At 42.9% G+C, this 11,826-nt stretch carries 13 protein-coding genes; 5 read left to right on the top strand and 8 right to left on the bottom strand.

Annotated elements, in window-relative coordinates:
* The first annotated feature begins 57 nt into the window (after positions 1 to 57).
* A complete protein-coding gene (fbp, locus tag ACRQ5D_RS00570; RefSeq protein ID WP_091174985.1) occupies positions 58 to 1,104 on the top strand; it encodes a class 1 fructose-bisphosphatase in 1,047 nt (348 codons plus the stop codon).
* A 298-nt stretch (positions 1,105 to 1,402) separates the two neighbouring features.
* On the opposite strand, the gene katG is transcribed toward fbp, so the two are convergent.
* Positions 1,403 to 3,679 (bottom strand): catalase/peroxidase HPI, encoded by a 2,277-nt coding sequence (gene katG / locus ACRQ5D_RS00565; protein ID WP_091174987.1) that lies wholly within the window; start codon positions 3,677 to 3,679, stop codon positions 1,403 to 1,405.
* 795 nt (positions 3,680 to 4,474) lie between these two features.
* Here katG and ACRQ5D_RS00560 point away from each other — a divergent pair.
* Both ACRQ5D_RS00560 and ACRQ5D_RS00555 read left to right on the top strand, forming a co-directional pair.
* Positions 4,475 to 6,430, top strand: a complete 1,956-nt coding sequence (locus tag ACRQ5D_RS00560) for a sialate O-acetylesterase (RefSeq protein WP_091175178.1) — start codon at positions 4,475 to 4,477, stop codon at positions 6,428 to 6,430.
* Positions 6,431 to 6,626: 196 nt separating this feature from the next.
* Positions 6,627 to 6,917: a YciI family protein gene (locus ACRQ5D_RS00555; protein ID WP_091174992.1), complete on the top strand. Its 291-nt coding sequence runs from the start codon at positions 6,627 to 6,629 to the stop codon at positions 6,915 to 6,917.
* Between the two features lie 72 nt (positions 6,918 to 6,989).
* Here ACRQ5D_RS00555 and ACRQ5D_RS00550 read toward each other — a convergent pair whose 3' ends face one another.
* From ACRQ5D_RS00550 to ACRQ5D_RS00535, 4 genes are all read right to left on the bottom strand, one after another.
* Entirely contained in the window at positions 6,990 to 7,427 is a 438-nt protein-coding gene (locus ACRQ5D_RS00550; protein ID WP_091174995.1) for a carboxymuconolactone decarboxylase family protein, read from the bottom strand.
* 71 nt (positions 7,428 to 7,498) lie between these two features.
* On the bottom strand, positions 7,499 to 8,071 hold the full coding sequence (locus tag ACRQ5D_RS00545; protein WP_091174998.1) for a Crp/Fnr family transcriptional regulator: 573 nt from the start codon (positions 8,069 to 8,071) through the stop codon (positions 7,499 to 7,501).
* 109 nt (positions 8,072 to 8,180) lie between these two features.
* The gene (locus tag ACRQ5D_RS00540; protein ID WP_129571323.1) at positions 8,181 to 8,525 is read right to left on the bottom strand and encodes a hypothetical protein; all 345 of its coding nucleotides are present in this window, start codon (positions 8,523 to 8,525) and stop codon (positions 8,181 to 8,183) included.
* A gap of 159 nt (positions 8,526 to 8,684) precedes the next feature.
* On the bottom strand, positions 8,685 to 9,176 hold the full coding sequence (locus ACRQ5D_RS00535; protein WP_091175004.1) for a hypothetical protein: 492 nt from the start codon (positions 9,174 to 9,176) through the stop codon (positions 8,685 to 8,687).
* 193 nt (positions 9,177 to 9,369) lie between these two features.
* On the opposite strand from ACRQ5D_RS00535, the gene ACRQ5D_RS00530 reads away from it, so the two are divergent.
* The gene (locus ACRQ5D_RS00530) at positions 9,370 to 9,726 is read left to right on the top strand and encodes a nuclear transport factor 2 family protein (RefSeq protein WP_091175007.1); all 357 of its coding nucleotides are present in this window, start codon (positions 9,370 to 9,372) and stop codon (positions 9,724 to 9,726) included.
* Between the two features lie 56 nt (positions 9,727 to 9,782).
* Here the strand turns inward: ACRQ5D_RS00530 and ACRQ5D_RS00525 are convergent, their stop codons facing one another.
* Positions 9,783 to 10,070 carry a DUF3892 domain-containing protein gene (locus tag ACRQ5D_RS00525; RefSeq protein WP_091175009.1) on the bottom strand — a complete coding sequence of 96 codons (288 nt, stop codon included), beginning with the start codon at positions 10,068 to 10,070 and terminating at the stop codon, positions 9,783 to 9,785.
* A gap of 288 nt (positions 10,071 to 10,358) precedes the next feature.
* Here ACRQ5D_RS00525 and ACRQ5D_RS00520 point away from each other — a divergent pair, with 288 nt between their 5' ends.
* The gene (locus ACRQ5D_RS00520) at positions 10,359 to 10,814 is read left to right on the top strand and encodes a DUF4268 domain-containing protein (RefSeq protein ID WP_431198938.1); all 456 of its coding nucleotides are present in this window, start codon (positions 10,359 to 10,361) and stop codon (positions 10,812 to 10,814) included.
* Between the two features lie 106 nt (positions 10,815 to 10,920).
* On the opposite strand, the gene ACRQ5D_RS00515 is transcribed toward ACRQ5D_RS00520, so the two are convergent.
* Positions 10,921 to 11,310, bottom strand: a complete 390-nt coding sequence (locus ACRQ5D_RS00515) for a response regulator (protein WP_091175012.1) — start codon at positions 11,308 to 11,310, stop codon at positions 10,921 to 10,923.
* A 114-nt stretch (positions 11,311 to 11,424) separates the two neighbouring features.
* A complete protein-coding gene (locus tag ACRQ5D_RS00510) occupies positions 11,425 to 11,823 on the bottom strand; it encodes a TetR family transcriptional regulator C-terminal domain-containing protein (protein ID WP_432328303.1) in 399 nt (132 codons plus the stop codon).
* Positions 11,824 to 11,826 lie beyond the last annotated feature (3 nt).

Here is an 11,826-nt window from a genome sequence, read left to right as displayed (position 1 = left end):
AACGCTAAAGCCGCTACTCAATCCGGGTAGCGGTACTAATCTTAAAACTTTATTTATATGAAAGCGGTAAAAACTTTAGGCCAATTTATCATCGAAAAACAAGCAGAATTTCCATACGCCAAAGGCGAACTTTCCAGGCTGCTGAGAGATATAGGTATTGCGGCAAAAATTGTTAACAGGGAAGTTAACAGGGCTGGATTAGCTGACCTGACCCATGATAACGGTTCGGTAAATATACAGGGAGAAAGCCAGAAAAAGCTGGATGTTTTTGCCAATGAACAGTTTATTTCGGCCCTACAGCACGGCGGTGAATGTTGTGTGGTAGTATCCGAAGAAAGTGATGAATATATTGATATCGACAGTGAGATCTCAAAAAATGCTAAATATATCGTTGCGATAGATCCCCTGGATGGCTCGTCTAACATTGATGTAAATGTGAGCGTAGGCACTATTTTTTCCATTTACCGCAGAAAAACAGCAGACGGGCGGGCGTCGATTAAGGATATTTTGCAAAGGGGCTCGGAGCAGGTGGCAGCGGGGTACGTAATCTATGGTTCATCAACCATGTTGGTTTACACTACCGGGAAAGGGGTGAATGGTTTCACCTTAGACCCCTCACTCGGTGAATTTTGCCTCTCGCATCCCAAAATGCAAATCCCTGATGATGGGGTAATTTACTCTATAAATGAAGGCTATTATTCTCATTTCCCTGACGGAGTAAAAAAGTATATCAAATACTGCCAGGTAGAGGATGTAACAACAAACAGGCCGTTTAAGGCAAGGTATATCGGATCGATGGTGGCCGACCTGCACCGGAATATGATAAAAGGCGGGATTTTTATTTACCCGGCAAATGCAAGCGATCCAAAAGGGAAACTGCGTTTAATTTATGAGTGCAACCCTATGGCTTTCATCATTGAACAAGCTGGGGGAAAAGCCAGTAACGGGTATCAACGCATTTTAGATCTTGATGTTACCGAGCTGCATCAGCGTACAGGCATCTTCATCGGCTCAAAAAATATGGTGACTAAAGCAGAAGAGATGATGAGACGCTTTTCGCCAATTACAACCAATGTTGACTATAGTTATATGGAATTAATATAATGAAGCTCAAAGCAGAAAGCACAACGCTAAAAGCGATAAATTGATTTAAAGACAAACCGGGGGCGCTATTTAAGTTTACCCGGATTTTTAATTAAAAAACTGTGGGCTATTATTTACATGTATTACATGTGAATAATAGCCCAACAGTGTATTCATAAATGACATTAGGTGTAGAGGGACTGCCATCCTGAGCTTGTCGAAGGACGTGCGCAGAGGCCCTACCCGCCATGCTTCGACAGGCTTAACATGACACCCATTTTTTTCCAACACTGTATTTGTTTACAGCATCACTTTGATATTAAGCCAGATCAAACCTGTCAAGGTTCATCACCTTGGTCCAGGCAGCTACAAAATCTTTTACAAATTTGTCTTGTCCGTCGGCACTTCCGTATACTTCGGCAATAGCTCTTAATTCAGCGTTGGAGCCCAGCACCAGATCGGCACGGGTTGCTGTCCATTTTACTGTACCGGTAGTACGGTCGCTGCCTTCGTAAAGTTCTCTATCGGCAGCCGTAGCTTTCCATGCAGTGCCCATATCAAGTAGGTTTACAAAAAAATCGTTGCTAAGCACACCTTCGCGCGCGGTGAATACACCATGTTTCGATCCGTCAAAATTAATGTTCAATACACGCAGACCACCTAACAATACGGTTAACTCAGGAGCGGTCAGGGTGAGTAGGTGCGCTTTATCAATCAGCAATTCTTCGGTTGATACGGCAAATTTTGACCTGCGGTAGTTGCGGAAGCCATCGGCTGCCGGTTCAAGATAGCCAAATGATTCTACATCGGTTTCTTCCTGCGAAGCATCGGTTCGGCCCGGAGTGAACGGAACGGTGATGTTATGACCCCCATCTTTCGCTGCTTTTTCAACGGCAGCACTTCCTGCCAGCGCAATCAGATCGGCCAGTGAGACTTTCTTACCATCGGTTTGAGCACCGTTAAACTCTTTTTGGATGCCTTCAAGCACGCTCAATACTTTTTGCAACTGGGTAGGGTTGTTTACCTGCCAGTACCTTTGCGGGGCCAGCCGAATGCGGCCACCGTTTATACCACCGCGTTTATCAGTACCGCGGAAGGTAGAAGCAGAAGCCCATGCTGTTGAAACCAACTCAGGTACACTTAAGCCTGATGCCAAGATCTTTCCCTTTAAAGCAACAATGTCACTTTCAACTATCGGTGCATAATCAGCAGCGGGGATAGGGTCTTGCCAAAGTAGTACCTCTTCAGGCACATCGGCACCAAGGTAACGCGCTCTTGGGCCCATATCGCGGTGTGTTAATTTATACCATGCGCGTGCAAAAGCATCAGCAAACTGATCGGGGTTTTCCAGGAATCGCCTTGATATCTTTTCATATGCAGGATCAAATCTTAAAGAAAGATCGGTGGTGAGCATGGTTGGTAAATGCTTTTTCGAAGCATCATAAGCATCGGGGATGATAGCTTCTGCGTTTTTAGCTACCCATTGGTGAGCACCTGCAGGGCTTTTAGTTAGTTCCCACTCAAAGCCAAACAGGTTTTCGAAAAAGTTATTGCTCCATTTGGTAGGGGTTGTGGTCCAGATTACTTCCAGGCCACTGGTAATAGTATCTGCTCCTTTCCCAGAGCCGTAACGATTCTGCCAGCCAAAGCCCTGCGATTCAATGTCAGAAGCTTCAGGCTCTTTACCTACGTTATCTGCAGATGCAGCACCATGGGTTTTGCCAAAAGTGTGGCCGCCTGCAATTAGCGCAACGGTTTCTTCGTCATTCATCGCCATCCGGCCGAAGGTATCCCGGATATCTTTAGCTGCCATGATAGGATCGGGATTGCCATCGGGGCCTTCGGGGTTTACATAAATTAGGCCCATTTGCACGGCTGCAAGCGGTTTTTCGAGGTTCCGTGTATGAACATCGCCATCAGCATCATCGTCTGATACCAGTACACCATCACCTTCCTTCACACCCGGTGAGCCATGTGCATAACGCACATCGCCGCCAAGCCAGGTAGTTTCTGAACCCCAGTAAACAGATTCATCTGCTTCCCAGGCATCTTCACGGCCACCGGCAAAGCCAAAAGTTTTAAACCCCATTGATTCAAGCGCTATATTTCCGGCAAGGATCATCAGATCGGCCCACGAAATTTTGCGGCCATATTTTTGTTTAATGGGCCAAAGCAGCCTGCGGGCTTTATCAAGGCTCACATTATCGGGCCAGCTGTTGAGCGGGGCAAAACGTTGTAAACCTGCTCCGGCACCTCCGCGGCCATCACCTACGCGATAGGTGCCGGCACTGTGCCAGGCCATGCGGATAAACAAGCCGCCATAATGGCCAAAATCTGCCGGCCACCAATCCTGCGAATCGGTCATAAGCGCGTGTAGGTCTTTTTTTACAGCTTCAAGGTCGAGGCTTTTAAAGGCTTCAGCATAATTGAAATCTTCATCCATAGGGTTTGATAATGAAGAATTCTGCCGAAGGATATTAAGCTTTAACTGATTAGGCCACCAATTTTGGTTGCGTGTACCGCCGCCGCCAACGTTGTGCTTCATTGTACCGTTGTGAAACGGGCATTTACTGATGTCATTTGATCCGTTTTCCATAATTATAGTTATAAATTGAATAGACTGCTTAAACCGTCGTTGGGTATTAAGTTTTATAAAAGTAGGATGTTAATAGCAACAATCACAATCAATTAATTCTATAAGCGGATAGCTAAAAGCTATAACGTGGTTAATGATGGCCGGGCTTTTAAAGAGGTAAAAAGATGCGGTTATATCCGCCAAATTGCATGGGCCGGTAACAGTAATTTATAACCTTTATATTAATTAATAGGTAAAAAACACCTTTTTTACATCCTTCTTAATCTTTTTATTAACGAAATGTTTAGTTTTGCATCAACCCTAAACTTATCAGTATTGAAAAAAATATCCCATCCTGTAACAATAACCCTATCAAATTCGTCTTCTTGAAATATGAAGATGTTAACGGCTGTGTCCGGTTGATTGGTTTAACGATGTTTTTTGCTGAAAAATTTACGGTATAATTTAAACATAGCAGGCAGCGTTTAATGCTGCCTAACGATATTCCCGATAGTTCTTTAATGGGTATTTTCATTGTAAAATACAGTTTTAGTTAAAAAACAATGTGTTAGCCAGGGATAGCACATTGTTTATTCCCTTCCGGGCCAACTTATTTTATCCAGGCGCTTTCTCACATTATTCTTCGAAACTTATAAATGCAAATCGCTTTTTAGGTATTTTATATGCTGCGTTCATAGCCTTACAGAATTGAATTGTTTGTTAAATGTTGCCAGGACGGTTTTTAATTTGTCAATTACAGCACTTAACTTTAGGGCCAGTCAATTCATCAAAAACTATAGTATTAAATCTAAATTAATGAACCTCAAAAAGTGTTTATCCATACTAATCGGAAGCTTATTGCTTAATGCCGGTGCATTTGCCAAAGTGATCATGCCGGGTGTTTTTAGTGATAACATGGTTTTGCAGCAAAAAACCATGGCTGGTATATGGGGCACGGCCGATGCCGGTAAAACGGTATCCATTACCTCGTCATGGAACAACAAAACCTACACAACCATTGCCGATGCTGATGGTAACTGGAAAACGAAGATCAAGACGCCGTCGTACGGAGGGCCGTACCAGGTTACTATAACTGATGGTAGCGAGCCCGTAGTTTTAAATAATGTATTGATAGGGGAGGTGTGGATTTGCTCCGGCCAGTCGAACATGGAAATGCCCGTGGCCGGTTGGGGCCAGGTAAATAATTATAAAGAAGAAATAGCCAACGCAAATTATCCGGAGATCCGTTTGTTACAGGTATCGCAGGCAACGAGCCTTACCCAGCAAACTAATATAAAAGTTGCCAATAACGGCTGGATGGTATGCTCGCCTCAAACTATCGGCGAATTTTCGTCGGTAGCATATTTTTTTGCCAGGGAGATCAATAAACGGGTTAAAATTCCTATCGGCCTCATCAGTTCAAATTGGGGTGGTACTATGATCGAAGCCTGGAGCGATGAAAACACGCTTACTAATAACCCGGTTTTCAGCGCACAGATCAAGCAGCAGCAGGAATCTGCTAAAACAGAAACGCCATTAACCTTTGCACAAAAAATGGATGCTTGGAACAAACTTGCCGCCGCTGCCGATTTGGGGTATACCAATAATAATGCGTTTAATCCTGATACCGCCGGCTGGCGGAGCATGCTGCTGCCCCAGTTTTTTGAAAAAGGCGCTTTAGGAGATTTCGATGGCGTTGTTTGGTTCCGAAAAAAGATCACCATTCCTGCAGCCTGGGCCGGGCAGGATGTAAAGATTAGCCTGGGTAAGATAGATGATAATGAAATAACATTTTTTAACGGTGAAAAGATAGGCGCTACGGATGGTTACACACAGTCGCGTAATTACATTATTCCTGCTCCAAAGGTTAAGGCCGGGGAGTCGGTGATCACCGTGCGGGTTTTTGACAGCGGTGGTGGTGGCGGCCTGTATGGCGCCGACGAAATGCAGTTGGTATCAGCATCGGGCGAAAAGATCTCCTTAGCCGGTAACTGGGATTATAAAGTAGGTTTTAATATAAAAAGCCTGCCGCCAATGCCTGTTGCCAATAACCCGAACCGTTTGGCTGTGTTGTATAATGCGATGATTAATCCGCTTACACCTATGGCTATCCGTGGCGCTATCTGGTACCAGGGCGAAGCCAATACAGGCAGGTCGGGCCAGTATAAAGAATTGTTTGAGGGCATGATAAACGGCTGGCGTAACATTTGGAACGAAGGCAATTTTCCGTTTTACTTTGTACAATTAGCTAACTGGCAAAAACGTGATACCGAACCTGTTCCTTCCGGCTGGGCCGAATTACGAGAAGCTCAAACCCAAACACTTGAACTGCCTAACACCGGCATGGTCGTAGCTATTGATCTTGGTGAGGCCGATAATATCCATCCTAAAAATAAGCAGGAAGTGGGCCGCAGGCTGGCATTGGTCGCGCTTGATAAAACCTATCATAAAAAACAGCCCTATTCCGGGCCGATGTACAAATCACAAAAAATTGATGGTGATAAAATTGAATTAAGCTTTAATTATACCGATGGCGGTTTAAAAGCGCAGGGAGGCGACAATATGCAGGGTTTTGCCATAGCCGGTGAGGATATGAAGTTTCATTGGGCTACCGCAGTTATAAAAGGTGATAAGGTTATTGTGGGCAGCCCGGATGTTACAAACCCCGTTGCCGTAAGGTACGCCTGGGCCAATAACCCGGTAAGTACGTTGTACAATGGCGTTGGATTACCAGCTTCGCCTTTCCGTACGGATAATTGGGAAAGGAAGTAATTAACATAATACAACGTAACCATCTTCTAAAATCCAGACTTACGAAGCTTTTAAAGCTTCGTAAGTCTTCAACCGCTCTGTCAGTTATAACAATGGCCTCGGATCAAATATTACCCTGATGGAGTTTATCTTACTATCAACCACATGATACCACCCGCAGCTGCATCATTCAGTAATAATTATTAAATTTATTAGGATGAAAAAGCATTTCGTAATAAAGCTGGTGGGTAACCGCCCAACGTTTCCTAACGATATGACCGATGACGAACGCGTTATTATGCAAGCTCATTCCGAATATCTGAAAGGGAAAATGAAAGAAGGCCTGGTGCTTATCTTTGGCCCGGTTTTCGATCCGAAAGGCGTTTATGGTCTCGGGATTTTGGCTGTTGATGACGAAGCCCAGGTCGGCGAAATTATAGCTAACGACCCGGCCAATGTTTTAGGCACTTATGAAGTGGCGTTAATGATGGCCTCGGGCGCAGATTAGTTATTAATTTAACAACAAAGCCGCCCGGTACTACGCAGGCGACTTAAAATCAAAACAACAAAATTAAAAGGATTAATTAAGCGGTGGCTGAAGTTGGGTAGTTACACCAATGCGGTTCCAGGCATTAATGGTGATGATAGCCATAATTACTTGCGCTAAATATTTTTCGTCAAACAACTCAACAGCTTTTTTATAGGTTTCGTCAGATACGCGGCCAGTGATCAGTGTTACTTCTTCGGTAAGGGCCAGGATAGCGCGTTCCTGCTCATCAAAAAAAGGTGATTCGTGCCAAACGTTGATGTTATAGATGCGGCGTTCGGTTTCGCCGGCTTTGCGTGCATCTGTAGTGTGCATATCCACGCAGTAAGCACAGCCATTAATTTGTGAAGCGCGGATCTTGATCAGGTCTTTATGACGGGTGGTTAACTCGGTGCTTTCAATGTATTTTTCAAGGGCAATCATGGCCCTGTATCCAGCTGGTTCGGCGGTGTTTATTTTTAAGCGGTTCATGTTTTTTCTTTTTTGTTAATACAAAGTTGGGGATAAACACGCCCTAAAAAAATGAACTGAGTTTAAGAAAATCAGATTTTTTTAGCCCTTAACCTGCTCAAAAATTGTGGGGTGAAGCCTAAATAGGAAGCAAGCATATATTGGGGTACCCGCTGTACAAAGGCCGGAAAAAGGCTGGTGAAATGCCGGTAACGCTCCTCGTCGTTTTGATTAAAAATGTATCCAATACGCCGTTGCGATGCAACAAAGGCTTTTTGCATCATGACGCGGAAATAGCTTTCCATCTGTGGAACCGCTTCAAATAATGCTATACGGTTCTTTTCGGTAAGCAACAGCATTTCTGAAGCCTCAATGGCTTGGATATAGGTTGTGGCGGGCTGGTGATTAAGAAGACTGTCTTGATCGGCTATCCACCAGTTTTCCAAACCGAACTGGATGATCTGCTCATTGAGCTTGTTATTAACAAAGTATTGCCTCACCAGGCCTTTGGTTACAAAATAGTTACCAGCACAAAGTTTGCCGGGTTCTAAGATGAATTCCTTCTTTTTAAAGTTCTTAGGCTCAAAATGCCGGCAAATGGTTGTCTCATCGGCCTCAGATAACTGGACGTATCTTTTAATGTGGTTGATGAGTTCGGGATACATATATCAGGCTTGAGTTGATCGACACAAATCTCTCGAATTAGATTGAATTGGCCAATTAGAGTTATATCTCCGGCAAAATAAATGTTATTTATATTAAAGCCCCAATTGATTATGCAGTGAGATGTTTCCAAATCGTCCAACGTTCGTTCGCCAAATTTTCGATCTGATGCTGAACTATAGACAGCTTTAGTTCTTGATAGTTTTGGTGGTAATAGGTTGATAGTTTCGCTACCTTTTCATCGCCTGCAATCAGGTATAGATATTCGTTCGCATTTTTCTTGCCAGATATCGAATAGGTCAAAAATCCTTCAATATCACTTGTTTTATAAACTTTCTTCAAACCAAATCCAAAGTTGCGGACCCTGATTACCGTGTCACCATTAATAATGATTTTATGTGCTTTATGATTTAGTTGATGCCCTATCAAACTACAGATAGTCCAGTTAAATATCATATAAGGAAATATTAGGAAATGAAGGGGCTTACCGTGAGCAAAAAGAATATCGAAATTAATGAAAACATAAATAAACATCAGGCAGCTCAAAAACAGGCACATCAGTATAAGGAATTTAGGCCAAAATTTGAACTTGGATCTCATTTGTCTAATACATCATCAATAAACTTTACCTGTACCATCAAGTTCTGCCTTTTCCTCATACCCTAAATTTAAATCATCTTCAATTTTTTGCTTTGTCGGGCGCAGATAAATAAAGTAGGCTATGATAGCTCCGGATATGCCCAAAAAAATCAGGTTGCCGGTTAGCATGAAGCTCACAATAGCAAAAAGGGAAGGCCCCTCTAATAAAGCAAACCTCACGATCAATGCAGATTGATAAGCAGCGAGTTTAGTCTTCAACGGACTTTGGCCGTCAATTTTGCTCACCATTGTTTTAAATAATATGTTGCTTACGGCAAGACCAGTAAAGGCCATTATGGGTACAACATAAATAAACACGTTATCGCGCTGCCCAGTAGTGGTTTTGTTAGTTATCATGAAAGTTACTGCGGCAAACATAATTTGTCCGGCTATCAGAGCGAGGTGGATTATTGATATAGTTTTCAGGAAGGTATTGGGGCTTTGAACTACCGGCTGTTTATTGATCATGTTAAGGTTGGTTATCTTGAGGCAATATAAATAATAGAAATGATTTGAAGGTTATTTGCAATGGAATAATATCAATTGAAGAATTGTACTTTTTGAATCATATAAGTCATATAGCACCCCGATAATGGCATTTTTGCCCCTCTTCGCCAGGCCATATTAGGCTTAACTTTATCTTAAACAAAATCAAACTATCATGGCAACTAAAGAAATTGTACAGCATGTTATCGACGCGTTTGATAATAATGACGTTGAAAAGATCCTAAGTTTTTTTGCCGATGACGTAAAATGGACTATGAAAGGCTCATCCGTAACTATTATGAACGGGAAGAATGAAGTGGAGCAATTTTTAGGCGGAATGGAAGATGTAAAAATGGTTTCATCAACCAAAGATCATATTGTAGTAGAGGGTAATACAGCTGCTGTTGACGGTCTTGTTCAATGCAAAGACAAAGATGGCAAAGACATGGCTATGTACTATGCCGATTTTTATGAGCTGGAAAATGATAAGGTGAAAAGGGTTACTTCGTACATTGTTGATAAAAAGGAATAGATTTTTTTGAGGCGAAAGGGAAAAGGTTAAAGGAGAAAGGTTTTAACCGTTGCTATCTAAACTTCTTCGAGCGTCAGCAGGTTATCGATACCGGCCCTGTCAATTAGAGATTGGAGATGTTTTTTGCCACCGTTTTCGGGTTTTACTACGGTAAGATAGGTTTTGCCTCTTTCGGTGCTTACATAAAAAGCCTGGCTGTTGACTTCGATACGGGCTATGGCTTCGGCAACGGAAATCACTACCCTTGGCCGGTCTAATGATTCATAATAACCGATGTGGGTTATTTGCTCGTGTGTGCTTGATGCTTTGGGTTTGTCAATACAGTTTACCTGGTAGCTTGCCATAAAATATTAGTGTGGTATGGGTAAAGATAGGGTTTAATAAGTAATAAGAAGGTTAGAAGAAAGTCATTAAAAGCGTTATGCTTGGGGTGTCAGCGTGCGTCTTTCGAAGGTCACATGCGAAAAGATTAAAATTGGGTGTCATGGGTAGCCTGTCGAAGCATGGTGGGCAAGGCCTCTGCGCACGAGTCTTCGACAGGCTCAGACTGACAGCCCTTCCTTTGTTATATCGCCTTCAACGTTCACCCTGTTTCAAACTCAGGATGACGGTTTATTTTAAAAACCTTACTTTTGCCCCTCACCAATCCCGGTAAATTGTACTCAAAAGAACAGGCAACTCAACTAAAACAGGCGTTCTGGACAGCGTTTGGGCAATACCTCAAGCCCCAGCTTTCGGCCGATGGCCTGCGCACTAACTGGGTTAACTATAAAACAGGTATCAAGTATCTGTATTTTAAAATGGAGGCTGATAAAAAATCTGCTTTTATAGCCATTGAAATGAACCATCCCGATGCTGATATCCAGCAATTGATGTTTGATCAGTTTGTTGAGCTAAAGAATGTCCTGAGCAGCCAGCTTGAGGAGGAATGGGACTGGGATTTGCATACTACCGATGAGTATGGTAAAACAGTGAGCCGCGTTATTAAAACCCTACCCCATGTAAGCGTATTTAAGCAGGAAGACTGGCCTGCATTGATTTCTTTTTTAAACCCCGCATCATTGCGCTTGATGAGTTTTGGAGCGTAGCGCAGTATAGTTTTGATTTGTTTAGATAAAGTATGAAATAGAGCGGAGAGGAAAACTTACGAAGTTTTCAAAACTTCGTAAGTTTAAAATCCTCAAGCAGAAAATCTCAGGCCATATGAGCCACATCATCGCCGGCCGTTAAAAAGCAATGGTTAACCGTGTCAATAACGTCGCTCAGGTTAAAAGGCTTGGCAATAAAAGCATCGGAGCCATAATTGCCTAAGGATTCCAGCACACGCGGATAAGCCGATACCATCACCACCGGGATGTGCGCAGTCGCAGGGTTGGTTTTTAGCATATGGCAAAGTTCACCACCGTTTATACCGAATAAAATGTAATCCAAAATCACAAGGTCGGCATTGGCTGATAGCGCCGCCTTGCATATGTCATCAGTATAATTCAGTACCTCAACTTCATAGTGCTCCATTTCCAGAGCATCTTTCATCACTTCCAAAATATCCTCGCTATCATCAAGGATCAAGATCTTTTTCGACATAATTAATAATTGGTAAAGAAGATAACACGGGGAGCGTTTCTTTTGTTTTCAAAGTTATATCCAATTATTGTAACAATCAAGTAACAACCTGTAGCTCTAAGATATAGTTATTATTTACAGCTTCAGGTTATCTACGAGGTTATGAACAGATGCCAAAATGATATCCAAATTTGCAGGAGAATCTGTCACTTTTGAGATCATGATACCGCCCTCAATAAGCGCTATCATGCTTAAGGCCGTTTCTGTAGTATTAATATCAGGCTTCAGTTCCCCTGCTTCAATGCCTGCCTTAATGAGGTTTTCAATACCCGTTTTCCAGCGGATCACTGCCCTGGCAGCTTTATCTTTCAATAATGGGTTAGTATCGTCGGCATCAACAGCGGTATTCAGGATAGGGCAACCACCGGGAATAAAATCACCCCGGGTAAAACTGTGGTATACCTGGGCATAAACCAATAATTTATCATGATAGCTGGTGGCCCGCTGAATCCGTTCCTGGATCTGCTTGCGCACCTT

Origin of the sequence: Mucilaginibacter sp. P25 (genome assembly GCF_050859465.1) — a bacterium.
GTDB classification, from domain to species: Bacteria; Bacteroidota; Bacteroidia; order Sphingobacteriales; family Sphingobacteriaceae; genus Mucilaginibacter; species Mucilaginibacter gossypii.
Note: the sequence above shows the minus strand (reverse complement) of the source record. Positions and strands in the feature narration are given on the sequence as shown.